The organism is Pseudomonas sp. PS01299, assembly GCF_029960145.1.
Lineage (GTDB): Bacteria > Pseudomonadota > Gammaproteobacteria > Pseudomonadales > Pseudomonadaceae > Aquipseudomonas > Aquipseudomonas putida_A.
The window spans coordinates 25930-48911 of sequence record NZ_JASCPO010000020.1; the positions used below are offsets into that span (position 1 = coordinate 25930).

21 protein-coding genes are annotated in these 22982 nt (G+C 61.4%); 10 read left to right on the forward strand and 11 right to left on the reverse strand.

Annotated features, from left to right (window positions below):
• Positions 1-46: 46 nt before the first annotated feature.
• Positions 47-2992: an HD domain-containing phosphohydrolase gene (locus QMX91_RS06420; protein ID WP_210558380.1), complete on the forward strand. Its 2946-nt coding sequence runs from the start codon at positions 47-49 to the stop codon at positions 2990-2992.
• Here the strand turns inward: QMX91_RS06420 and QMX91_RS06425 are convergent, their stop codons facing one another.
• Together QMX91_RS06425 and QMX91_RS06430 are read right to left on the reverse strand one after the other, a co-directional pair.
• Positions 2993-3475: a GAF domain-containing protein gene (locus QMX91_RS06425; protein WP_115989240.1), complete on the reverse strand. Its 483-nt coding sequence runs from the start codon at positions 3473-3475 to the stop codon at positions 2993-2995.
• The gene (locus tag QMX91_RS06430; RefSeq protein ID WP_027613432.1) at positions 3472-4362 is read right to left on the reverse strand and encodes an ATP-binding protein; all 891 of its coding nucleotides are present in this window, start codon (positions 4360-4362) and stop codon (positions 3472-3474) included. The genes QMX91_RS06425 and QMX91_RS06430 overlap by 4 nt, the downstream gene beginning before the upstream one ends.
• Positions 4363-4527: 165 nt before the next feature.
• On the opposite strand from QMX91_RS06430, the gene QMX91_RS06435 reads away from it, so the two are divergent.
• A complete protein-coding gene (locus QMX91_RS06435) occupies positions 4528-6849 on the forward strand; it encodes a response regulator (RefSeq protein ID WP_282412429.1) in 2322 nt (773 codons plus the stop codon).
• Here QMX91_RS06435 and QMX91_RS06440 read toward each other — a convergent pair.
• From QMX91_RS06440 to msrB, 3 genes are all read right to left on the reverse strand, one after another.
• The gene (locus tag QMX91_RS06440; protein WP_282412430.1) at positions 6833-7294 is read right to left on the reverse strand and encodes a MarR family transcriptional regulator; all 462 of its coding nucleotides are present in this window, start codon (positions 7292-7294) and stop codon (positions 6833-6835) included. The genes QMX91_RS06435 and QMX91_RS06440 overlap by 17 nt on opposite strands.
• Entirely contained in the window at positions 7291-7776 is a 486-nt protein-coding gene (locus QMX91_RS06445; RefSeq protein WP_027613435.1) for a glutathione peroxidase, read from the reverse strand. The genes QMX91_RS06440 and QMX91_RS06445 overlap by 4 nt, the downstream gene beginning before the upstream one ends.
• Before the next feature lie 101 nt (positions 7777-7877).
• A complete protein-coding gene (gene msrB / locus QMX91_RS06450) occupies positions 7878-8273 on the reverse strand; it encodes a peptide-methionine (R)-S-oxide reductase MsrB (RefSeq protein WP_027613436.1) in 396 nt (131 codons plus the stop codon).
• A gap of 223 nt (positions 8274-8496) precedes the next feature.
• Between msrB and QMX91_RS06455 the strand changes: the two genes are divergently transcribed.
• Positions 8497-9708, forward strand: a complete 1212-nt coding sequence (locus QMX91_RS06455; RefSeq protein ID WP_003226761.1) for a pyridoxal phosphate-dependent aminotransferase — start codon at positions 8497-8499, stop codon at positions 9706-9708.
• A gap of 304 nt (positions 9709-10012) precedes the next feature.
• Positions 10013-10900, forward strand: a complete 888-nt coding sequence (gene htpX, locus QMX91_RS06460; protein ID WP_007964827.1) for a protease HtpX — start codon at positions 10013-10015, stop codon at positions 10898-10900.
• A gap of 200 nt (positions 10901-11100) precedes the next feature.
• On the opposite strand, the gene QMX91_RS06465 is transcribed toward htpX, so the two are convergent.
• On the reverse strand, positions 11101-11757 hold the full coding sequence (locus QMX91_RS06465; RefSeq protein ID WP_098964893.1) for a thiopurine S-methyltransferase: 657 nt from the start codon (positions 11755-11757) through the stop codon (positions 11101-11103).
• A gap of 104 nt (positions 11758-11861) precedes the next feature.
• On the opposite strand from QMX91_RS06465, the gene QMX91_RS06470 reads away from it, so the two are divergent.
• Complete coding sequence (locus tag QMX91_RS06470) at positions 11862-12629, forward strand: class III extradiol ring-cleavage dioxygenase (protein WP_097088299.1); 768 nt, start codon at positions 11862-11864, stop codon at positions 12627-12629.
• A 117-nt stretch (positions 12630-12746) separates the two neighbouring features.
• On the opposite strand, the gene QMX91_RS06475 is transcribed toward QMX91_RS06470, so the two are convergent.
• Positions 12747-14420 carry a DEAD/DEAH box helicase gene (locus QMX91_RS06475; protein WP_027613439.1) on the reverse strand — a complete coding sequence of 558 codons (1674 nt, stop codon included), beginning with the start codon at positions 14418-14420 and terminating at the stop codon, positions 12747-12749.
• Between the two features lie 421 nt (positions 14421-14841).
• On the opposite strand from QMX91_RS06475, the gene QMX91_RS06480 reads away from it, so the two are divergent.
• The gene (locus QMX91_RS06480) at positions 14842-15633 is read left to right on the forward strand and encodes a crotonase/enoyl-CoA hydratase family protein (protein ID WP_210558371.1); all 792 of its coding nucleotides are present in this window, start codon (positions 14842-14844) and stop codon (positions 15631-15633) included.
• Positions 15634-15742: 109 nt separating this feature from the next.
• Here QMX91_RS06480 and QMX91_RS06485 read toward each other — a convergent pair whose 3' ends face one another.
• Positions 15743-16498, reverse strand: coding sequence for a spermidine synthase (locus QMX91_RS06485; protein ID WP_027613441.1), 756 nt, complete (start codon positions 16496-16498; stop codon positions 15743-15745).
• A gap of 153 nt (positions 16499-16651) precedes the next feature.
• Here QMX91_RS06485 and QMX91_RS06490 point away from each other — a divergent pair, with 153 nt between their 5' ends.
• Positions 16652-17998, forward strand: a complete 1347-nt coding sequence (locus QMX91_RS06490; protein WP_139054951.1) for a 3-deoxy-7-phosphoheptulonate synthase class II — start codon at positions 16652-16654, stop codon at positions 17996-17998.
• 98 nt (positions 17999-18096) lie between these two features.
• On the opposite strand, the gene QMX91_RS06495 is transcribed toward QMX91_RS06490, so the two are convergent.
• Positions 18097-19323 (reverse strand): winged helix-turn-helix domain-containing protein, encoded by a 1227-nt coding sequence (locus QMX91_RS06495; protein ID WP_223007695.1) that lies wholly within the window; start codon positions 19321-19323, stop codon positions 18097-18099.
• A gap of 64 nt (positions 19324-19387) precedes the next feature.
• A complete protein-coding gene (locus QMX91_RS06500) occupies positions 19388-19609 on the reverse strand; it encodes a DUF1127 domain-containing protein (protein WP_097088306.1) in 222 nt (73 codons plus the stop codon).
• A gap of 96 nt (positions 19610-19705) precedes the next feature.
• Here QMX91_RS06500 and QMX91_RS06505 point away from each other — a divergent pair, with 96 nt between their 5' ends.
• On the forward strand, positions 19706-20560 hold the full coding sequence (locus QMX91_RS06505) for a LysR substrate-binding domain-containing protein (RefSeq protein WP_025113145.1): 855 nt from the start codon (positions 19706-19708) through the stop codon (positions 20558-20560).
• Here QMX91_RS06505 and QMX91_RS06510 read toward each other — a convergent pair.
• The gene (locus QMX91_RS06510; RefSeq protein ID WP_282412432.1) at positions 20550-21299 is read right to left on the reverse strand and encodes a sulfite exporter TauE/SafE family protein; all 750 of its coding nucleotides are present in this window, start codon (positions 21297-21299) and stop codon (positions 20550-20552) included. The two genes, QMX91_RS06505 and QMX91_RS06510, sit on opposite strands and share 11 nt — an antisense overlap.
• Before the next feature lie 110 nt (positions 21300-21409).
• Between QMX91_RS06510 and QMX91_RS06515 the strand changes: the two genes are divergently transcribed.
• Both QMX91_RS06515 and QMX91_RS06520 read left to right on the forward strand, forming a co-directional pair.
• Complete coding sequence (locus QMX91_RS06515) at positions 21410-22366, forward strand: LysR family transcriptional regulator (protein WP_282412431.1); 957 nt, start codon at positions 21410-21412, stop codon at positions 22364-22366.
• 73 nt (positions 22367-22439) lie between these two features.
• The gene (locus tag QMX91_RS06520) at positions 22440-22898 is read left to right on the forward strand and encodes a MarR family transcriptional regulator (RefSeq protein ID WP_134787014.1); all 459 of its coding nucleotides are present in this window, start codon (positions 22440-22442) and stop codon (positions 22896-22898) included.
• Positions 22899-22982: the final 84 nt, after the last annotated feature.

Consider the following 22982-nt stretch of genomic DNA (forward strand, 5'->3'; position numbering starts at 1 on the left):
ATGCTTGGACGCTGAGCAGTGTGTTTACTTCAATGGAGAGTCAGCAATGCCCAGCCCACTGCGCCCGGATCAACGCCGGTTCCCGTTGCACGTGCACATCAGCGTCATGTTCACCTTTCTGCTGTTGCTCACAGGCGTGGTGCTGGGGCTGTTCAATTATCGCCAGACCACCCGGATCATCCTGTCGAGCAGTGAAAACCTGTTCAATCGCATCGAACAGGATGTGCGCCTGGACCTGCATTCAACCTACGAACCGATCCGGCACCTGCTGAGCCTGCTGGCCGACAATCAGGCGGCCGAGGCGCCGAACCTGCAACAGCGTCTGGCGCTGCTCAAGCCGTTCAGTCAGTCGCTCAAGGACAACACCGATCTCGCCTCGCTGTATCTGGGCTACGGCAACGGCGATTTCTTCATGGTCCGGCCCTTGCGCACCAGCGCGCTGAAAACCCTGCTCAAGGCACCACCAACAGCGGCCTATCAGGTCTGGAGCATCGAGCACGACGCCAGCGGCACCGTATTGTCGCAGTCACTGTTCTTCGACCAGACGCTGACGCCTGTCGGACGCGACACCAATCCCGACGACCGCTACGACCCGCGTACCCGCAACTGGTACAGCAACGCCCTGCAACAGGGCGATCAGATCACCACCGAACCCTATGTATTTTTCTCCACGCACAATGTGGGCACCACCCTGGCCCGGCGCAGCAGCGCAACCAGTGTGATCGGTGCCGATCTGACTTTGGAGGCACTCTCGGCCACCTTGACCAAGCATGTGGTCACCCCCTCGACCGAAATCGTGTTGTTCGATGCCGATGGCAATGCCGTGGCCTATCCGGACAGCAGCCGGCTGATCGTCGACGGCAGCAGCGCACGCCTGGCCAAAGCGGCCGACCTCAGTCCGAATCTGCACGCGTTGCTGTCCACCGCCCATCCGGGCAAACGGCTCGACGTCAATGGCCGCCACTGGATCGTCGCCCGCAGCACCCTGCAGGAAGGCGGGCCAAAAGGTTTGCAGATGGCCCTGCTGGTGCCCGAGGACGAACTGCTTGCCGATGCCTACCGCATGCGCTGGCAAGGCGCGCTGATCACCTTGGCGATCTTGCTGCTGTGCCTGCCGCTGGGCTGGCTGATCTCGCGGATTCTGGTCAAACCGTTGCACGCGTTGGTCAAGGAAGCCGACGCGATCCGCAGTTTCGATTTCAACTTTCCGGTCACCCGCCGCTCGCCGGTGCTGGAGGTTGACCAGTTGAGCCTGTCGATGGCGCGCATGAAGGACACGCTCGCCAGTTTCTTCCGCATCACCGACAGCCTCTGCGCCGAAACCCGCTTCGCCCCGCTGCTGCAAAGGGTGCTGTTCGAAACGGTGCAGATCGCCCAGGCGCAGGCGGGGTTGATCTATCTGCGCGAAAGCGATGGCAACCGGATGGAGCCTTACGGACTGGTTATTGATGGCGCCTCGCACGAGCCGGGCGAGTTCGCTGTGCTGGGCCGGGATCTCCTGGCCGATCAAGGGCCGGCGTGGTTCCAGCAACTGATCAACGCTGACAACGTGGTCAGCAGCCTTGGCTTCGAGCAGGCCGGGGACTTGCAGAAAGTCCTGTTGGCCATGCAGTCGCCGCGCATCCACCTGATCGGCATCCGCTTGCGTAATCGGCACAACGAAACCATCGGCCTGTTGCTTCTGCTGATCAACGACAGCGGCAGCGCTCAGGACCTGGAAAAACTGCGCCCGGACCGCATCGGCTTCCTGCAAGCCGTGTCTGGTGCGGCGGCGGTGAGTATCGAAAGTCAGCGCCTGCAAGCGAAGCAGAAACAGTTGCTCGATGCGTTCATCCAGTTACTGGCCGGCGCCATCGACGCCAAGAGCCCGTACACCGGTGGCCACTGCCAGCGCGTGCCGGAACTGACCCTGATGCTCGCGCAGGCCGCGGCCGCCAGCCAGGCGCCGGCGTTCCAGAGCTACCAACCGAGCGAAGACGAATGGGAAGCCCTGCACATTGCGGCCTGGCTGCACGATTGCGGCAAAGTCACGACGCCGGAGTATGTCGTCGACAAGGCGACCAAACTGGAAACCCTCAACGATCGCATCCACGAAATCCGCACCCGTTTCGAAGTGCTCAAGCGCGATGCCTGGATCAGTTACTGGCAGGCGATCGCACTGGGCGGCAACGCGGCGCAACTGAGCGAACTGCGTGACGCCACGCTGACGCAACTGGATGACGACTTTGCCTTCGTTGCCCGTTGCAATCTGGGCGGTGAGGCCATGGCGCCCGCCGATCTGCAACGTCTTGAACGCATTGCCGAGCGCCGCTGGATGCGCACCCTCGATGATCGCTTGGGGGTGTCATGGGAGGAAAACCGCCGCCAGGCGCAAACGCCGGCGGCGAATCTGCCAGTCAGCGAGCCACTGCTGGCGGACAAGCCCGAACATCTGATCGAACGCGCCGACAGCGAACTGATTCCGGAAGACAATCCGTGGGGGTTCAAACTGGATGTGCCGCGTTACAAATACAATCGCGGCGAACTGTACAACCTGAGCATTGCCCGGGGCACGCTGACCCGCGAAGAGCGCTACATCATCAATCACCACATGGTGCAGACGATCCTGATGCTCAGCCACCTGCCCTTCCCCGGGCACCTGGACAGCGTCGCGGAAATCGCCGGTGGGCATCACGAAAAGATGGACGGCAGCGGTTATCCCAAACGCCTGAAGCGCGAGGACATGAGCCTGCCGGCGAGGATGATGGCGATTGCCGATATTTTCGAGGCCCTGACAGCGGCCGATCGGCCGTACAAGAAGGCCAAATCCTTGAACGAGGCGCTGGGGATCATGGCCACCATGTCCCGCGAGGCGCACATCGACCCCGAGCTGTTTGCGCTGTTCATCAACGATGGGGTGTACATGCAGTACGCCGCACGGTTTCTCGATCCGCGCCAGATCGATGTGGTGGATCCGGCCAGCCTGCTGCGCAAGGCTGGCCTGAGTGCCTGATCAGCAGTCGGTCAGACGCAGGAAAATCGCCGCCAGTTGCTCGATTCCGGCCTGATCGTCGGTGCCGAAACGCGAGAGTTTCGGGCTGTCGAGATCAAGTACGCCGATCAACCGACCGTCCTTGACCAGTGGCACCACCAGCTCGCTGTTGGAGGCGCTGTCGCAAGCGATATGACCGGGGAACGCATGCACGTCTTCAACGCGCTGGGTCTGTCGACTGGCCGCTGCCGCGCCACATACACCGCGACCGAACGGAATGCGCACACAGGCGATCTGCCCCTGAAACGGGCCAAGCACCAGTTCTTCGTTGCGATTGAGGTAGAAACCGGCCCAGTTCAAATCGTCGAGCTGGTTGAACAGGAACGCCGAAAACTGCGCGGCGTTGGCGATGAAATCGCGCTCGTCCGCCAGCAGCGATTCCAGTTGTGCGGCCAACATGCCATAGCCTTCGAGGCCCTGGCCGCTTTGTTGCAAATCAATCATGCCTTGTGCTCCAGCAATTTCAGTCCCACCCAGTAACGGGCGAATTGGTACGCGCAACGTCCGTTGCGATTGCCGCGCCCGGTTGCCCAGCGCACGGCGAGGATGTCGAGCTCTTCGTCGCGCTGCCAGCTCAAGCCGGCCTTGGCGGCCAACTGGCCGATCCAGTGCTCGACGACGTTGAGGAAGTGTTCCTGGGTAAACGGATAAAACGACAACCACAGGCCGAAACGGTCGGACAAGGCGATCTTGTCTTCCACCGCCTCACTCGGATGCAGCTCGCCGTCGACGCGTTTCCAGTTTTCGTTGTCGCTTTCCTTTTCCGGCACCAGATGGCGGCGGTTGGAAGTGGCGTACAGCAGAACGTTGTCCGGGGCCTGTTCGAGCGAGCCGTCGAGCACGCTTTTCAGCACGCGGTAATCGCCTTCGCCGGACTCGAACGACAGGTCATCGCAGAACAGCACGAAGCGTTGCGGCAGTTTGCCGATCTGCTCGACCACGCGCGGCAGGTCGGCCAGATGGTCGCGCTCGATTTCGATCAAACGCAGGCCGGCCTTGGCGTGTTCGGCCAGCAACGCGCGCACCAGCGACGATTTACCGGTGCCGCGCGAGCCCCAGAGCAGCGCATGGTTCGCCGGCATGCCGTCGAGAAACTGCTGAGTGTTGCGGCCCAGTTGTTCCAACTGACGATCAACACCGATCAGGTCGGACAGGCGCATGTCGAGGCTGACTTCCAGTGGCAGCAAATAGCCGCTGCGCCCGTCACGCTGCCAGCGCGCCGCCAGGCAGGTTTCCCAGTCGATCAGCGGACGCGGCGCCGGCAGCAAGGGTTCGATCCGCGCCAGAACCGACTCGGCGCGTTCAAGAAAAGCATTCAATCGGGAATCCACGTCTTCTCCTCGGGCACGTTCACAGTGATGATGTCGATCCAGCGACGACAGACAGATCTCAATCCCCGTTCAAGCCTTGTTACAAGGCGCTTCGGGAACCTCGGTATCCATACATGATCGACTATGCTTGAGCAGCGAAGGGAAACGGAAGTGGTTCAACACCCCATGGATATCAAATTCACCCACCGGCTGTCATACAAGCAAGCCAGATTCACGGTGCTGGTCGGGTTCGTTCTGGGCACGCTGCTCAGCCTGCTGCAAATCGGCATCGATTATGCCAGTGAAGACGCCTCCATCAACCGTGAAATCCTGTCTTTGCTGGAAATCAGCCACAATCCGGCGTCGCGAATCGCCTACAACATCGATGCGGAACTGGCGCAGGAACTGACCCTGGGCCTGTTGCGTTCGCCGGCGATCATCTCGGCGCAACTGACCGACAACAACGGCAACGTCCTGGCCAACGTCAAGCGCCCGGAGCTGCAAAGCGGTTACCGGGTGATCAGCGACTTTCTGTTCGGTGCCAAGCGCCAGTTCGAAGACCGCCTGTACCTCGACCACCTGCCCGAGGAATCATTGGGCACGCTGAGCCTGGAGGTCGATACCTACGCGTTCGGCAGCCGGTTTCTGCGCCGCGCCGAAGTCACCCTGCTCAACGGCTTTGCCCGCAGCCTGATTCTCACCGGGATCCTGTTGGCGCTGTTCTACGTGATGCTGACCAAGCCACTGGTGCGCCTGATCCGGGAACTCAGCGCGCGTGACGCACGCAGCGCAGAACCGACGACCCTGGAATGTCCGGCTGGCCACGCCAATGACGAGATCGGCGTACTGGTCAAAGTCGCCAACCAGCAGTTCGACAACATCGCCACGGAAATCCAGCAACGGCGCAACGCGGAAAACCGCCTCACCGATTACCTCGGGCAACTGGAGCACATCGTCTCGGCCCGCACCGCCGAGCTCAAGGCCATCAACACCCGGCTCAGCCAGTCCAACGAAGAACTGGAAGTCGCTCGCAGCACCGCACTGGACATGGCCGAAGCGCGCTCGGCATTCCTCGCCAACATGAGCCACGAGATCCGCACCCCGCTCAACGGCCTGCTGGGGATGATCGCCCTGTCCCTCGACGGGCCGCTGAATGCCGAGCAGCAACAGCAACTGTCGATTGCCCATGACTCGGGCAAGGTGCTGGTCGAGCTGCTTAACGATATTCTCGACCTGTCCAAGTTCGATGCGGGGCAACTGGAGCTCGAACACATCCCGTTCGACCTCGGCTCGCTGATCGAGGACACCGCCAACCTGCTGTCGCAGAACGCTGCGCCGAGCGTCGAGCTGACCTGCCTGATCGACCCGCACTTCCCCGCGCTGGTGCTGGGGGATCCGACCCGGGTACGGCAGATCGTCAGCAACCTGCTGTCCAATGCCCTGAAGTTCACCCGCTTCGGCCGGGTCGATGTGCGCCTGTCCGCCCACAAGGACGGGGTGCGCATCGAAGTCTGCGACACCGGCATTGGCATCGCTCAGGATGCCCAGGTGAAAATCTTCCAGCCGTTCACCCAGGCCGGTGCCGGCATCACCCGGCAGTACGGCGGCACCGGTCTCGGTCTGGCGTTGACCTACAACCTGTGCGAGGCCATGCAAGGCCGATTGACCATCAGTTCCGAGGCCGGTTTCGGCAGTCAGTTCTGTGCCGACCTGCCACTGCCGTGTCACACCCGGGCGGTCATGCCGCCGCCACTGCACGGCAAGGTGCTGGCGATCACGGCCGCCAGCAGCGGGCTGGCGGAACTGCTCAAGACATTGCTGCCGGTGTGGGGCGTGACCTATGAGCAGCGCACCATGGATGACCCGTTGCTGGGCCTGTCACCCGATCTGCTGATCACCGATTGCCCGGAATGCCTGTTCAGTCTGCGCCCGACCATCAGCGCACCGATCCTCGTCGTAACCGCTTATGGCAGTTTCATGCCCGGCGAAGAAGCCGCCGCGCTGGCGCCATTGCAGCAACAAGCCCGACCGCTGGCACGCAACGCGCTGTACCAGATCCTGCGGCGCATTCTGCTGGCCGATGTCACCACGAGCAACGATGCGCGCCTCGAGAGCCAGCCGGTCCGGCGGCGCGGAAAGGTGCTGCTGGTGGAGGACAATCCGGTCAATCAACTGGTGGCCAAAGGCATGCTCGGCAAGCTCGGTTGCGACGTGGTGGTCGCTGCCCACGGTGCCGAGGCGCTGGATCAACTGGAGCACGATGAGTTCGATCTGGTGCTGATGGACTGCAACATGCCGGTGATGGACGGCTACGAAGCGAGCCGGCAGATCCGCCAGAGCGGGCGCTGGCCGCATTTGCCGATCGTCGCGCTGACCGCCAACGCCATGTCCGAGGAACGCGAGCGCTGCCGTGCGGCCGGCATGAGCGATTACCTGGCCAAGCCGTTCCGCCGCGAAGAGCTGGCGGCCCTGCTCGACCAGTGGATGCCGGCTACGTCAGCGCTTTGATCTGCCCCAGCAGATGATCAAGGCCATTGCGCAAATCGTTGAGCCGATCAAGATCCACCCCGCTGTCGCACAACAATCGGGCCTTGAGCGGCCCGACCTGCTCGCGCAGCGCTTGGCCTTGCGCGGTCAGGCTCAGATGCACTTCACGCTCGTCGCGCGCCGAACGCTGGCGCTGCACCCACTGCAATTGTTCAAGCCGCTTGAGCAACGGCGTCAGGGTGCCGGAGTCCAGCGCCAGGCGCTCGCCCAACGCCTTGACCGTCGGTTGCTCCGGTGCACTGCCCTGCCACTCCCACAGCACCAGCATCGCCAGGTACTGCGGGTAGGTCAGGCCGAGTTGATCGAGCATCGGCTTGTAAGCGCGAATCACCGCCCGGGACGCGGCGTACAACTTGAAGCACAACTGACTGTCGAGCTTCAGCGAATCGTCGGGCAGGCTGTTCATTTGAGCAGGGCTTCGATCTCGCCGCTAATGTCCTGCGGCTTGGTGGTCGGGGCGAAACGCTTGACCAGTTGCCCATCCTTGCCGATCAGGAACTTGGTGAAGTTCCACTTGATGCCCTCGGAGCCGAGCAAACCCGGAGCGCGCTTTTTCAACTGCACGAACAGCGGATGCGCGTCAGAACCGTTGACGTCGATCTTCTTGAACAGCGGGAAGCTCACGCCGTAATTCAGCTCACAGAACTCGCTGATCGCCCCCTCGTTACCCGGCTCCTGCTTGCCGAACTGATTGCACGGGAATCCCAATACCACCAGGCCCTGATCCTTGTAGGTCTGCCACAGCTCTTCCAGGCCTTTGTATTGCGGGGTGAAGCCGCATTTGCTGGCGGTGTTGACCACCAACACCGCTTTGCCGGCAAAATCGGCCAGGGTCTTTTGCTCACCCTTGATGGTGGTGACAGGGATATTCAGCAGGTTGTCGCTCATGAGACGGCTCCACGGGTTATCGGGAAAGGCCAAACATAGCGAGCAATTAAATTGTGTGCAATTTAATTATCCGAAAGGCGACCCGCAGGTCGCCGGTCCGCTTACTCGCGCGGCTCGAGATTCAGGCACACCGAGTTGATGCAATAACGCAGGCCGGTCGGTGGCGGGCCATCGGGGAACACGTGACCCAGATGCGCGTCGCAGCGGGCGCATTTGACCTCGGTGCGGATCATGCCGTGGCTGGTATCGCGAATCTCGGTCATGGCGCTTTCGCCGATCGGCGCGTAAAAGCTTGGCCAGCCGCAGCCGGAATCGAATTTGGTCGTGGAGTCGAACAGCGGCTCATTGCAGCAGACGCAGTGATAGACACCGTCGGTTTTGGTGTCGTTGTATTTGCCGGAAAACGGCCGTTCGGTCGCACTGAGACGGCACACGTTGTACTGCTCGGGGTCGAGCATCGCCCGCCATTCTTCCAGGGTTTTTTCCAACTTTTCCATCATCACACCTCAGCGGCTGAAAAAGCCCGATCTGTACCTTTTCCACGGATCGGGTGGCACGTATGATTGCGCCTCGTCACACGCCAGTCTGGCAGCCAGACCGGGCGCATTCAAACGGATTCTCGGCGCCATGGCGCAAGACTCCGCCTGTGCGAAGACGCAGGAATCCCAGTACGGTTGGCCATCCGCCGTCTGGATCGTTCATTTTCGGGATCACATCGCCATGCAGTTCAGCAAATCGAACAAGCTCGCCAACGTCTGCTACGACATTCGCGGCCCGGTGCTCAAGCACGCCAAACGTCTGGAGGAGGAAGGCCAGCGCATCCTCAAGCTGAACATCGGCAACCCGGCGCCGTTTGGTTTCGAAGCGCCGGACGAAATTCTTCAGGATGTGATCCGCAACCTGCCGACCGCCCAAGGCTACAGCGACTCAAAAGGCCTGTTCAGCGCCCGTAAGGCGGTGATGCAGTACTACCAGCAAAAAAATGTCGAAGGCGTCGGCATCGAAGACATCTACTTGGGCAACGGCGTGTCCGAGCTGATCGTGATGTCGTTGCAGGCGCTGCTCAACAACGGTGATGAAGTCCTGGTGCCGGCCCCGGACTACCCGCTGTGGACCGCCGCCGTGAGCCTGGCCGGCGGTAACGCCGTGCACTACCTGTGCGACGAGGGTGCCGACTGGTTCCCTGATCTGGCCGACATCAAGGCCAAGATCACCCCGAACACCAAAGCCATGGTGATCATCAACCCGAACAACCCGACTGGCGCGGTGTATTCCAAGGAAGTGCTGCTGGGCATGCTGGAAATCGCCCGTGCGCACAATCTGGTGGTGTTCTCCGACGAAATTTACGACAAGATCCTTTACGACGACGCCGTGCACATCTGCACCGCTTCGCTGGCGCCGGACCTGCTGTGCCTGACCTTCAACGGTCTGTCGAAATCCTACCGCGTGGCGGGTTTCCGCTCCGGCTGGATCGCCATCTCCGGGCCGAAACACAATGCCCAGAGCTACATCGAAGGCATCGACATGCTGGCCAACATGCGCCTGTGTGCCAACGTCCCGAGTCAGCATGCGATCCAGACCGCCCTCGGCGGCTATCAGAGCATCAATGACCTGGTACTGCCGCAGGGCCGCCTGCTGGAGCAGCGCAACCGCACCTGGGAATTGCTCAACGACATTCCGGGCGTCAGCTGCGTCAAGCCGATGGGCGCGCTGTATGCGTTCCCGCGGATCGACCCGAAAGTCTGCCCGATCCACAACGACGAAAAATTCGTCCTCGACCTGCTGCTCTCCGAGAAGCTGCTGGTGGTGCAAGGCACGGCCTTCAACTGGCCGTGGCCGGATCACTTCCGCGTGGTAACCCTGCCCCGCGTCGACGATCTCGAGATGGCCATCGGCCGCATCGGCAACTTCCTCAAGTCCTACCGCCAGTAACCGGTCAACGGTGCGCAACGGCCCGAACGTTGCGCACTGTCTGATTCAGCAACACTTCTGCTCTCCCCGCCTCGCTGCGCCTTCTACACTTGCGATTCATAGGGCCCACCCGCCTCTGGCGCAGTGGCGGCGGGTAGCGGCTGGCTGTCATCCCTTTCGGTTTTGGCCGTGGGCAATGACCTGCCGACTCGGGAATCCGCTGTAGGACACAGTTTGAAATAGTCACTCGGTTGAATCACCCGGTGCCGCACCTTATATACCCCGCAGTACGCTACATCTTTAGCTTGAGGAGATTTCTACAACCATGATGCGCATCCTGCTGTTTTTGGCCACTAACCTGGCGGTCGTGCTGATAGCCAGCATCACCCTGAGCCTGTTCGGCTTCAACGGGTTCATGGCGGCCAACGGGGTTGATCTCAACCTCAGTCAGCTGCTGGTTTTCTGTGCGGTCTTTGGTTTCGCCGGTTCGCTGTTCTCGCTGTTCATCTCCAAGTGGATGGCGAAGATGAGCACCAGCACCCAGATCATCAGCCAGCCACGTACCCGGCATGAGCAATGGCTGCTGCAAACCGTCGAGCAACTGTCCCGCGAAGCCGGGATCAAGATGCCCGAAGTCGGTATTTTCCCGGCCTACGAAGCAAACGCCTTCGCCACCGGCTGGAACAAGAACGACGCGCTGGTCGCGGTCAGTCAGGGCCTGCTCGAACGTTTTTCGCCAGATGAAGTGAAAGCCGTTCTGGCCCACGAAATCGGTCACGTGGCCAACGGTGACATGGTCACCCTGGCGCTGATCCAGGGCGTGGTGAACACCTTTGTGATGTTCTTCGCGCGGATCATCGGCAACTTCGTCGACAAGGTGATTTTCAAGAACGAAGAAGGCCAGGGTATCGCCTACTACGTGGCGACGATCTTCGCCGAGCTGGTTCTGGGCATTCTCGCCAGCGCCATCGTCATGTGGTTCTCGCGCAAACGCGAATTCCGTGCCGATGAAGCCGGCGCACGTCTGGCCGGTACCAATGCGATGATCGGTGCATTGCAACGCCTGCGCGCCGAACAGGGCCTGCCGGTGCACATGCCGGACACCCTGAACGCCTTCGGCATCAACGGCGGCATCAAACAGGGCTTTGCCCGCATGTTCATGAGCCACCCGCCGCTGGAAGAGCGTATCGACGCGCTGCGTCGTCGCGGTTGATCGGTTTGGCGCAGTAACGAAAAGGCCCGCAGCGATGCGGGCCTTTTTTTGTGCGCGGGATTATGGGTTGCCTGTTCTGGCCTCTTCGGGAGCAAGCCCCCTCCCACAGTGTTTTCTGGTGTATTCGAGATTGCTATAACACCGACGCTCCCTGTGGGAGCGGGCTTGCTCGCGAAGAGGCCGTTAATGCCAATACAAAACTATCGGCCAGAAACCCGATACACCCGCTCCTCCAACCGCGTTACCCCCGCCTGCAGGAACCTGACACTCTCCGCCAGCACATCCTGCTCCTCAAGCACCTGCACCTGCCAGACTTCGCCCAGCAAGCGCTGCACTTCATCATCGCTCACCGCAAACGGTGGCCCTGGCATCTGCGCCTGATCGTAATCCAGGGTGATCAATAACCCTTGCACACTTTGCGGCAGGATCTGCTGCAGATGCGCTGCATAGCGCTCACGCATGGGTGGCGGCAAGGCGATCAGCGCTGCCCGGTCGTACAACGCCGCGCAATCCGCTACATCGTCGGCTGTCAGCGCAAAGAAATCACCGCACCACAACTCGATGGAATCGGCGCGATAGACCTTGAACGGCCCCTTGGCACTGACCTGCGGCGTTACCTGATGCTCACTGAAAAAATCCTCGACGGCCTTCAGCGACAGCTCGACTCCGAGCACCTGATGGCCGCGCCCGGCCAGCCACAACAGATCCAGGCTTTTCCCGCACAGCGGCACCAGCACCCGGGTCTGGGCCGGGATCGCCAGTTGCGGCCAGTGCCGCTGCAGATACGGGTTCACCTCAGGCAAATGAAAGCCGATCTGATTGGATTCCCACTTCTTGTGCCAAAACTCAGGCTGCATGCATCACCCCAAAAAAATCGATCAAAAGGCGTTAAAACTTATATTAGATTTAGATCAATGATCTGACTGAAGATGAGGCCATCTTACCGCTCAGGAACCTTTCCATGTTTCCCAGCCTGTTTATCTCCCACGGCTCACCGATGCTAGCCCTGGAACCCGGTGCAAGTGGCCCGGCGCTGGCGCGTCTGGCGGCCGAATTGCCGCGGCCGAAAGCCATCGTGATCGTCTCTGCCCACTGGGAAAGCCAGGAACTGCTGGTCAGCAGCAATCCTCGTCCGGAAACCTGGCATGACTTCGGCGGCTTCCCGCGTGCCCTTTTCGAAGTGCAGTACCCGGCACCGGGCAATCCGCAACTGGCAGCCGAAGTGGCGGAATTGCTTGACGCCGCGCATCTGCCGGCACGCCTCGATCCGCAACGACCGTTCGATCACGGCGTCTGGGTGCCGCTGTCGCTGATGTACCCGCAGGCGGATATTCCGGTGGTGCAGGTGTCGCTGCCGAGTCGCGGCGGCCCGGTGTTGCAAACCCGTGTCGGACAAGCGCTGGCGAGTCTGCGCGAGCAGGGCATTCTGCTGATCGGCTCCGGCAGCATCACCCACAACCTGCGCGAACTGGACTGGCATGCCGGCCCGGAAAGCGTCGAGCCGTGGGCACGGGACTTCCGTGACTGGATGATCGACAAGCTGGCGGCCGACGATGAGGCGGCACTGCATGATTATCGTCAACAGGCGCCCAATGCGGTGCGCAGCCATCCGAGTGACGAGCATTTGCTGCCGCTGTATTTTGCCCGTGGTGCGGGAGGTGAGTTCCGCGTAGCGCATAAAGGCTTCACGATGGGTGCACTGGGTATGGATATCTATCGCTTCGGCTGACGTCATCGCTGGCAAGCCAGCTCCCACAGGGTTGTGGGGCGAGGCAAAAAGCAGGCAAAAAAAATCCCCGAACCAGTCGGGGATTTTTCATGTTCGATCAATCAGCCCAAGGGCGGATCAATCTTCGCGGTAGCGACGCAGTTTCAGCTGCTTGCCAGCGACGCGAGTGTCCTTCAGCTTGGTGAGGAGTTTGTCCAGACCATCTTCCGGCAGCTCGACGAGGCTGAAGCTGTCACGCACCTGGATGCGACCGATCGCTTCGCGGGCTAGACCACCTTCGTTGAGGATGGCGCCCAGCAGGTTCTTGGCGGCGATACCGTCACGCGCACCCAGCGCGGTACGGCAACGGGCACGACCTTCGCCCAGAGGCATTGGCGCGCGACGCTCGCGGTCACCACGCTCAGGACGATCACCGGAACGCTCAGGACGGTCGCCACGCGGTGCGTTGTTCGGCACCAGTGGGCGTTCCTTCTCGATCGCCGCCAGGTTCAGCGCTTGACCGTTGGTCGCCTTGCGCAGCAGAGCTGCAGCCAGGGCACGCGGGGTGCAACCGATGTCAGCGGTCAGGCGATCCAGCAGTTCGCCGTGAGTCGACTCAGCATCAGCGACCAGCGGCGACAGGCTGTTGGTCAGTTTCTTGATGCGTGCATCGAGAACAGCCTGAGCGTCCGGCAGACGCACTTCGGCAACCTTCTGACCGGTGACACGCTCGATCACTTGCAGCATGCGGCGCTCACGTGGAGTCACCAGCAGCAGTGCGCGACCTTCGCGACCGGCACGGCCGGTACGGCCGATACGGTGCACGTAGGATTCCGGGTCGTACGGCATGTCCACGTTGAACACGTGGGTGATGCGCGGAACGTCCAGACCACGGGCAGCCACGTCGGTCGCGACAACGATGTCCAGGCGGCCATCTTTCAGCGAGTCGATGACGCGTTCACGCTGGTTCTGGGCGATGTCACCGTTCAGCGCAGCGGCCTTGTAGCCTTTGGCGTCGAGGGCACTGGCCAGATCCAGGGTCGCTTGCTTGGTGCGCACGAACATGATCAGCGCGTCGAAGTCTTCCACTTCCAGCAAGCTGAGAACGGCGGAAGTCTTCTGGTCAGCGTGAACCAACAGGTGAGCCTGTTCGATCGCGGTAACGGTCTGGGTCTTGCTCTGGATCTTCACGTGCTTCGGATCGCGCAGGTGGCGCTCGGCGATGGCACGGATCGACTGCGGCAGGGTTGCCGAGAACAATACGGTCTGACGGGTTTCCGGCATGGCCTTGAAGATCACTTCCAGGTCGTCCATGAAACCGAGTTTGAGCATTTCGTCTGCTTCGTCCAGAACCAGGTGGTTCACGGTAGCGAGGACTTTTTCGTCGCGACGCAGGTGGTCGCACAGACGGCCCGGAGTGGCGACAACGATCTGTGCGCCATTACGGATTGCTTTCAATTGTGGGCCCATCGGCGCGCCGCCGTAGACAGCCACAACAGTTACGCCCGGCATTTGCTTGGCGTAAGTTTCGAAAGCGGTTGCAACTTGTAGCGCCAACTCACGAGTTGGGGCCAGGATCAGAGCTTGCGGCTCGCGCTTGGACGGATCAATGCGGTGCAGGATAGGCAGGGCAAAGGCAGCGGTTTTACCGGTACCGGTTTGCGCCTGACCAATCATATCGTGACCGGCGAGGATGATCGGGATCGACTGCTGCTGAATGGCCGAAGGCTCTTCATAGCCGGTAGCGACTACTGCAGCGACAATATTGGGATGAAGTTCAAGAGCGGCGAAGCCGCCGATTTCCTGGGTCATGGGTCTGCCTCTAAGTGCATCCGCAAAGACCCATGCTCCAAAGCTGCACATGCCGTGTTGAGACTCAAGAGTCGCCCTGGCAGCTTTGTCGGCGGGGATTTGCGAAAACGTATGAATGAAAAAGAATCGTCAAGGAAGAGCCCGCAGTGCGGACATGCAGCCGAAGCTGACTTCGGGGAATTGCGCTACCTAAACGCGGCCCGGTTAAAGGCCGGCGCGCACTATACCGGAATTTGCCCGAAAAGGGAGCTTTTTTTATCGTCTGAATCGGTGTGTCACCGCTGTGTAACGGGGTTTTGCGGATAATCGTGCAAAGGTCTATTTTGCAAAGGCCCGGCCCTGCGGGTGATGACGCTTAAACGATTCACCGATGTGCGGCATACCGTCGCTGCACCCGCCCTTCCCGCCCGAGGATTTCTCCATGAATCAGCCCTGCCCCGGCCGCGTCAGCCGTGAACGTCGTGGTCATATCCACTTGATCGGCCTCGACCGGGCCGCCAAACGCAACGCCTTCGACCTCGATCTGCTCAATGACTTGAGCCTGGCCTACGGCGAGTTCGAGGCCGACAGCGAGGCGCGGGTGGCGGTGGTGTTCGGGCATGGCGAACACTTTACCGCCGGTCTGGATCTGCTCAACGCCAGCGCCGCCCTCGCCGAAGGCTGGCAGGTTCCGACCGGTGGTTGCGACCCATGGGGTGTTTTCGTTGGTCCACGGGTCAGCAAACCGGTCATTGTCGCCGCGCAGGGCTACTGCCTGACCATCGGTATCGAGTTGATGCTGGCCGCGGATATCAACCTGTGCGCGAGCAATACCCGCTTCGCGCAAATGGAAGTGCAGCGGGGGATTTTTCCGTTTGGGGGCGCGACATTGCGCTTTCACCAGGTGGCCGGTTGGGGCAACGCGATGCGCTGGTTGCTGACCGGCGATGAGTTTGATGCCCACGATGCGTTGCGTCTGGGTTTGGTGCAGGAAGTGATGGCCAGTGAGGATCTGTTGCCGCGGGCGATCGAACTGGCCGAACGGATTGCCCGGCAGGCACCGTTGGGGGTGCAGGCGACGCTGATGTCGGCGCGCCAGGCGCGGTATGAAGGCGAGACGGCGGCGGCGCAGGGACTGCCGGCGCTGGTGAAGAAGTTGCTGGGGAGTGAGGATGCCAAGGAGGGGGTGAGGTCGCTGGTTGAGCGGCGCCCTGGAATCTTCAAAGGGATCTGAGAAAACGGGTGCTCTTCAGGCCCTCTTCGCGAGCAAGCTCGCTCCCACATTTGGAATGCATTTCAAGTGTGGGAGCGGGCTTGCTCGCGAAGGGGCCATCACTGACCACTCAAGTCGCCGGGCGAATCGCCTTGATCAACGACTGCAACGAATACCCCAGCCGTGGCGCCAGCACTTCGGCGCGGGCGGTCAGCGCCTGCATGTCCAGCTCCTGATCGAGATCCGCCGGCACAATCAGAATCACATTGCCCTCCTTCACCGGCAGCTCCCAGTAATGCCGGTGATAGAGCCCGCGCAACAACGCCGCGCCCAACGGTTTGCCGTCATCGGTGGCCCACTGGTTGATCACCAGCCAGCCGCCCGGGTTCAGACGCTTCTGACAGTCCCCGAGAAAACTCCAGGCCAGGTGCCCGACACCCGGGCCGACATCGGTGTACAGATCGACAAAGATCAGATCCGCAGGCTCGGCCGTCGGCAGCAACTCCAGCGCATCGCCGACCCGAATGTACAAGCGCGGATCGTCATCCAGCCCCAGGTACTCGATCGCCAGACGCGGCACGTCCGGGCGCAGTTCGATGGCTTCGACGTCTTCCAGCGGCAGGAACTTGAGGCAGGCCTGGGTCAGCGTGCCGGCACCGAGGCCGAGAAACAGCGCGCTCTCCGGTTGCTCATGGCACAACGCGCCAATCAGCATCGCCCGGGTGTAGTCATATTCGAGCCAGCTCGGATCGGCGGTGAACACGCAGCTCTGTTCGATGGCATCGCCAAATTCCAGAAAGCGGTAATCGGCCACTTCCAGCACGCGAATCACGCCGAACTCATCCTGTACCTCGGCGAGCAACAGCTCGACGCGCTCCTCAGTCATTTCGTCTCCTGATGGTCACCGGGCGCGGTGACGCGATGGCACCGCTGCGGCGCCGTGGCAAAGCGGCGATTGTCGGTGATGGGGCGGGAGCAGGTCACGCACTAATTGCTGCTACCATGGGCTTCCCGTGCGTAGAACCAATTAGAGACCGTGATGAGCCAACCGTGGAGCCCTGACAGCTGGCGCGCCCTGCCGATCCAGCAACAACCCCAATACCCTGACGCGGCGCATCTGCGCCAGGTCGAGCAGACCCTGGCCAGTTATCCGCCGCTGGTGTTTGCCGGCGAAGCGCGCGAGCTGCGCCGTCAGTTTGCCGAAGTGACTCAGGGTCGGGCGTTCCTGCTGCAGGGCGGCGATTGCGCGGAAAGCTTTGCCGAGTTCTCGGCGGCGAAGATTCGCGACACGTTCAAAGTATTGCTGCAAATGGCGATCGTCATGACCTTCGCCGCCGGTTGCCCGGTGGTCAAGGTCGGGCGCATGGCCGGCCAGTTCGCCAAACCGCGCTCGGCCAACGATGAAACCATCGACGGCGTGACCCTGCCCGCCTACCGGGGCGACATCGTCAACGGCATCGGTTTCGATGAAAAAAACCGCGTGCCGGATCCGGAGCGCCTGTTGCAGTCGTACCACCAGTCCACCGCCACCCTGAACCTGTTGCGCGCCTTCGCCCAGGGCGGTTTCGCCGACCTGCATCAGGTGCACAAGTGGAACCTGGACTTCATCGCCAACTCGGCACTGGCCGAAAAATACAGCCACCTCGCCGATCGCATCGATGAAACCCTGGCGTTCATGCGCGCCTGCGGCATGGACAGTTCGCCGCAACTGCGCGAAACCAGTTTCTTCACTGCCCACGAAGCGCTGCTACTGAACTACGAAGAAGCCTTCGTGCGTCGCGACAGCCTGACCAACGATTACTACGATTGCTCGGCGCACATGCTGTGGATCGGCGACCGCACTCGTCAGCTCGACGGCGCTCACGTCGAATTCCTGCGCGGGGTGAACAACCCGATCGGGGTGAAAGTCGGCCCGAGCATGAACCCGGATGATCTGATTCGCCTGATCGACGTGCTCAACCCGGACAACGATCCGGGACGCCTGAACCTGATTGCGCGGATGGGTGCGAACAAGGTCGGCGATCACCTGCCGGCGCTGATCCGTGCGGTGCAGCGTGAGGGCAAACAGGTGCTGTGGAGCTCCGACCCGATGCATGGCAACACCATCAAGGCCAGCAGCGGCTACAAGACCCGCGACTTCGCGCAGATCCTGGGTGAGGTGAAGCAGTTTTTCCAGGTGCACGAAGCCGAAGGCACTTATGCCGGCGGGATTCATATCGAGATGACCGGGCAGAATGTCACCGAGTGCATCGGTGGTGCGCGGCCGATCACTGAAGACGGGTTGTCGGATCGTTATCACACCCACTGTGACCCGCGGATGAATGCCGATCAGTCGCTGGAACTGGCGTTCCTCATAGCCGAAACGCTGAAACAAGTTCGCCGCTAGACCGCATCGCTGCTTTCGCGAGCAAGCTCGCTCCCACATGAGTTTTGTGTACGACACAGATCCAGTGTGGGAGCGGGCTTGCTCGCGAAGAGGCCCGCTCAGTCACAGCCGATCTGCGCCAATGCCACCCGCAACCGCCCCGCACTCTCACGCTGACAATTAAGCTGCACTCGCGCAAGCCCCAGCCAATCGGCCATCTGCCGCAAATTCAACGCCAGCGCCAGCATCCCCTCTTCGTCCAGCCCCGGCTCTTCCTCGTGCACTGCATGCACCGCCAATCGTCCCGACGCCCGCTCGGCGCGCAGATCGACCCGCGCGGCAATCCGCTCATTGTGCAGAAACGGCAACACGTAGTAGCCGTAGACCCGCTTGTCCTGCGGCGTATAAATCTCCAGCCGATAGCGGAAGTCAAACAAGCGCTCGGTGCGACTGCGCTCCCAGATCAGCGAATCGAACGGTGACAACAGCGCACTGGCGACGACTTTTCGCGGGACTTTCGGCTGCGGCAGGCAGTAGGCGATCTGTCGCCAGCCAGCGACTTCGCAGGTCTGCAACTGCCCGTCCTCGACCAGCTCCGCCAGACGCGGGCGCGCATCGCCAGGGTTCAAGCGGAAATAATCGCGCAGATCCTTTTCCGTGCCGACGCCCTGTGCCTGGGCCGCGTGCAGCAGCAAACCACGTTGTGCTTCGGCTTCATCCGGCAACGGCTGCTGCAGAATCGACGTCGGGATCACCCGCTCCGGCAAATCATACAAACGCTCAAAACCGCGGCGGCCGGCGACGGTCACTTCACCGGCGGCGAACAACCATTCCAGCGCATGCTTTTCCGCGCTCCAGTCCCACCATTGCCCGGCCTTGTCCTCGCGGGTCGACAGACTGCCGGCGCCCAATGCACCGCGCGCCTCAACCGCGCTTAAAACCCGGCGCACGACGTCCTGCTGCTCAAGACCAAACTTCGCCAGTTGCTGATAGATGTCTCTGCCAGTTCTGGCCCGCTGCATCCGCCACCCCATCAACGGATACATCGCCAGCGGCAGCAACGACGCTTCGTGGCCCCAGTATTCGAACAGCGTGCGCCGACGGCCCGAACCCCAGGCAGCCTGGTCGAGCAGATCGGAAGAATAGGAACCCAGACGGGAAAACAGCGGCAGGTAGTGCGAGCGCACCACGGCGTTGACGGAGTCGATCTGCAACAGCCCCAGCCGTTCGATCAGCCGGTTGAGTTGCGGCGCCTTGACGGTCGGCGGCTGGCGCCCGTTGAACCCTTGGGCAGCCAGCGCCAGTCGTCGCGCCTGTTTGAGAGAAAAGGCCAGAGTCGCGGGCATGAGCATCTCCTTGTCTGCTCGCAACCTACCTCACCTGAAAGTGGTTTGTGTAGTAAGGCCCTGATCATTTATGCATCGGATCGTCCCAGAACGGCCGAATGGCCTCGTGTTCGACGTCGGCACGGCTGACCCCGATGTCCTTCAGCGCTTCGTCGCTCAGGCTGGCAAGCAACTCGCGTTCTCGGTGCAGTTCGTACCAGCGGCTAAACTTGTGCAGCAGGTCGGAAACGATATGCCCGTGGCCGGAAAATTTTGCGTCGTCTACATACTCTCTTTGACCTTTCATCGTGTTGCCCTCCTTGTGGATGGCTCAAGTCTCGCGCTGGCGCTAAGATCAATCCAACGAATGTTTCTGATGGCATTCATCACGGAGATTCATCAATTGTCGGCCTACCCCAGTATCGATACCGATGTCCTGCGCACCTTCGTCGCGATTGCCGATCAAGGCGGGTTTACCCGCGCCGGCGAAATGGTCAACCGCACGCAATCGGCGGTGAGCATGCAGATGAAGCGCCTCGAAGAAGATGTGCTGCAACGCCAGCTATTCGAGCGCGACGGCCGCCAGGTACGTCTGACCGCTGAAGGCCAGGTGCTGTTGGGTTACGCGCGGCGCATCCTGAAATTGCACAGCGAAGTGTTCAACACGCTGCGCGAGCCGCACATGGTCGGCACCGTGCGCATCGGTACGCCGGACGATTACGTGATGCGGTTTCTGCCGGGGATCCTCTCGCGGTTCGCTCAGTTCTACCCGCTGATCCAGATCGAAGTGCATTGCGAGTCCAGCAAACAGCTGTTGCAGCGCACCGATCTGGACTTGTCGATTGTCACCCGGGAGCCGGGCAACGAGATCGGTCAGTTGCTGCGCAAGGAGCGTTTCGTCTGGGCCGAGGCGCAGAATTTCAGCGCCCACGAGCAGACGCCGTTGCCGCTGGCGATGTTCAACAGTGATTGTTTCTGCCGTTTGTGGGCGTGCAATGCGCTGGACGCAATGGGCCGCGACTACCGCATCGCCTACAACAGCACCAGCCTGTCGGCACTGATGGCGGTGGTGAGCGCGGGTCTGGCGATCACCGCGCAACTGGAAAGCCTGATCACCCCGGACATGCGCATTCTTGGCGCCGCCGAAGATTTGCCGCTGTTGCCTGAGGCCAGTATCATGTTGATCCGCAACCTGAACAATCCGTCGCCGATCACCGAATGCCTGGCCGAACACATCGTCGAAGGCTTCAAACTTTAAACGCGAGCATCACCGCGCACAGCACCAGAAAACCGCAGAACAGCCCGCGCAAGAGCTTTTCCGGCATGGCGTGGGCAACTTTCACCCCCCAACTGATGCTGGCCAGACCGCCGATGGCCAGCGGCAGGCCGATCATCCAGTCCACTTCGTGATGCACCGCGTAGGTCACCAGGGTCACGCCGGTACTTGGCAACGCCAGAGCCAGCGACAGGCCTTGAGCAACCACTTGGCTGGTGCCGAACAGACTGGTCAGCACTGGCGTTGCCACCACGGCCCCGCCGACACCGAACAAACCACCCATGGTCCCGGACGCTGCGCCGAGAACACCGAGCCATGGCCATGAGTAACGCATTTCGGAGGTCACGGCGGTTTTCTTGCCGAACATCTTCAGCAGGTTGTACGCCGAGAGCACCACGAGGAACGCGACAAAACCGATGCGCATGGTTTGCGCATCAATGCCCACCGCCCAGATCGAACCGATCCACGCAAAGCAAAAACCCATGACCGCCAGCGGCAGCGCATGACGCAGCACGATGCGATTGCGCTGATGATAGCGCCACAGCGCCAGCATCACGTTGGGCACCACCATCACCAGCGCCGTGCCTTGGGCGATCTGCTGATCGAGGCCAAACCATACGCCCAGCAGCGGGATGGCGATCAAACCACCGCCGATGCCGAAGATCCCGCCCAATGTGCCAAGGGCGGCGCCAAACAGCAGGTACAACAAAAACTCGATCACAGCGATGTCCTCATCCGTCAGGCGATTCATCCTACGCAGTCGAGGCTGGCGGGGAAACGCACAGCAACGCACAATGGCTATGCCAATTTCGCACAAGCACCGAAACACTCATGAATCCCAATCAGTTGACCGAACAGCTCGGGCTGTTTCTCGATGTGCTGGAGAGCGGCAGTTTTTCTGCGGCTTCCCGTCGTCATCCGCTGACGCCTTCCGCCGTGGCGCGGCGCATCGACAGCCTGGAAAGCGCGGTCGGCAGCCAGTTGTTCATTCGCAGCACCCACGCCGTGCGGGCGACCCCGGCGGGTCTGGCGTTTGCCGATCGAGCACGACGCATCGTCAGCGAGCTGCAACTGGCCCGCGCCGAGGCGGTGTCGTTGAGCAGTGCGCCGGAAGGCTTGATCCGCATCGATGCCCCGGCCGCTTTTGGTCGCCGCCATCTCGCGCCGGTCATCGCTGACTTTCTGGTGCTGTACCCGGGCCTCGACGTGCAATTGCACCTGATCGACAGCTTCATCGACATGCACGGCTCGAATCTGGGCAAAGTCGATCTGGTGCTGCGCGCCGGGCAAATGGCCGATACGCGGCTGGTCGCCACGCCGCTGGCGAGCATGGTGCGCATTGCCTGTGCCAGCCCCGACTACCTCAAACGCCGTGGCGCACCGAGCCATCCCGCGCAGTTGAGTGAACATGACGGGCTGGATTGGGAAGGCCTAGCCCCGCCCTTCGCCTGGCGCTTCGAACTGGACGGGCAAATGCAACTGCATCGCCCCGCGCGCATCCGCATGAGCGCCAACAATGCCGAAGCGCTGGTGTGCGGTGCTCTGGCCGGGCTGGGCATCGCGCATTTGCCGACCTGGCTGGCCAGTGAGTACCTGCTGCGTGGCGAACTACTGCCGCTGTTCTGCGAGAACGGTCTGCCACAACCGGAGAGTACTGGCATTTATGCATTGCGCATGGAACAGCAGACCCACTCGCGCAGCCGTCTGCTTTTGGAATACCTCAAGACCCGCTTCAGCCCGGTGCCACCGTGGGATCTGGCGCTGCAACGCGAGCTGGGCCGACACTAGATCCTGGATAATTATCTGGCGCATTAAACATTCGGGCGCTAGATTCAAGCCCATCACCGAACAAGGCTTTGCCATGACCACCGAACGCGACACCTGCGACGACCTGCTGCTCGACAATCAGGCGTGCTTCGCCCTGCATTCCACTTCACTGATGATGACCAAGGTCTACAAGCCGCTGCTGCAAGCGCTGGGCCTGACCTATCCGCAGTATCTGGCGATGATGGTTCTGTGGGAAAAGGATGGTTTGACCGTGGGCGAAATCAGCACGCGGTTGCTGACCGATCCAGGCTCGCTGACACCGTTGCTCAAACGGCTAGAAGGTGAAGGTCTGCTCAGCAGAACCCGCAGCCGTGAAGACGAACGGGTGGTGATCGTCGAACTGACCGCGCAGGGCCGGGCTCTTCGTGAGCAGGCCAAAAGCGTTCCGCAATGCATCTTGGGCGCCAGTGGTTTCACCCTCGAACGCCTGCAGAATCTTCAATCTGAGCTGCAAGCCCTGCGCAGCCATCTGCAAGACAGCCTGACCGGATAACAGCGCTGCCGTATTGTAGGAGTGAGCCTGCTCGCGATAGCGGTGGTTCAGTCGGCCCCCTTATTGCCTGCTCCACCGCTATCG

What these genes read in the sequence shown, in the direction of transcription:
- QMX91_RS06455 (WP_003226761.1), top strand. Translation starts at nt 8,497, where the DNA reads ATGCAGTTCAGCAAATCGAACAAGCTCGCCAACGTCTGCTACGACATT.
- QMX91_RS06485 (WP_027613441.1), bottom strand. Translation starts at nt 16,498, where the DNA reads ATGACTGAGGAGCGCGTCGAGCTGTTGCTCGCCGAGGTACAGGATGAG.
- QMX91_RS06475 (WP_027613439.1), bottom strand. Translation starts at nt 14,420, where the DNA reads ATGACCCAGGAAATCGGCGGCTTCGCCGCTCTTGAACTTCATCCCAAT.
- QMX91_RS06435 (WP_282412429.1), top strand. Translation starts at nt 4,528, where the DNA reads ATGGATATCAAATTCACCCACCGGCTGTCATACAAGCAAGCCAGATTC.
- msrB (WP_027613436.1), bottom strand. Translation starts at nt 8,273, where the DNA reads ATGGAAAAGTTGGAAAAAACCCTGGAAGAATGGCGGGCGATGCTCGAC.
- QMX91_RS06425 (WP_115989240.1), bottom strand. Translation starts at nt 3,475, where the DNA reads ATGATTGATTTGCAACAAAGCGGCCAGGGCCTCGAAGGCTATGGCATG.
- QMX91_RS06420 (WP_210558380.1), top strand. Translation starts at nt 47, where the DNA reads ATGCCCAGCCCACTGCGCCCGGATCAACGCCGGTTCCCGTTGCACGTG.
- QMX91_RS06480 (WP_210558371.1), top strand. Translation starts at nt 14,842, where the DNA reads ATGAATCAGCCCTGCCCCGGCCGCGTCAGCCGTGAACGTCGTGGTCAT.
- QMX91_RS06515 (WP_282412431.1), top strand. Translation starts at nt 21,410, where the DNA reads ATGAATCCCAATCAGTTGACCGAACAGCTCGGGCTGTTTCTCGATGTG.
- QMX91_RS06520 (WP_134787014.1), top strand. Translation starts at nt 22,440, where the DNA reads ATGACCACCGAACGCGACACCTGCGACGACCTGCTGCTCGACAATCAG.
- htpX (WP_007964827.1), top strand. Translation starts at nt 10,013, where the DNA reads ATGATGCGCATCCTGCTGTTTTTGGCCACTAACCTGGCGGTCGTGCTG.
- QMX91_RS06495 (WP_223007695.1), bottom strand. Translation starts at nt 19,323, where the DNA reads ATGCCCGCGACTCTGGCCTTTTCTCTCAAACAGGCGCGACGACTGGCG.
- QMX91_RS06470 (WP_097088299.1), top strand. Translation starts at nt 11,862, where the DNA reads ATGTTTCCCAGCCTGTTTATCTCCCACGGCTCACCGATGCTAGCCCTG.
- QMX91_RS06500 (WP_097088306.1), bottom strand. Translation starts at nt 19,609, where the DNA reads ATGAAAGGTCAAAGAGAGTATGTAGACGACGCAAAATTTTCCGGCCAC.
- QMX91_RS06445 (WP_027613435.1), bottom strand. Translation starts at nt 7,776, where the DNA reads ATGAGCGACAACCTGCTGAATATCCCTGTCACCACCATCAAGGGTGAG.
- QMX91_RS06465 (WP_098964893.1), bottom strand. Translation starts at nt 11,757, where the DNA reads ATGCAGCCTGAGTTTTGGCACAAGAAGTGGGAATCCAATCAGATCGGC.
- QMX91_RS06490 (WP_139054951.1), top strand. Translation starts at nt 16,652, where the DNA reads ATGAGCCAACCGTGGAGCCCTGACAGCTGGCGCGCCCTGCCGATCCAG.
- QMX91_RS06440 (WP_282412430.1), bottom strand. Translation starts at nt 7,294, where the DNA reads ATGAACAGCCTGCCCGACGATTCGCTGAAGCTCGACAGTCAGTTGTGC.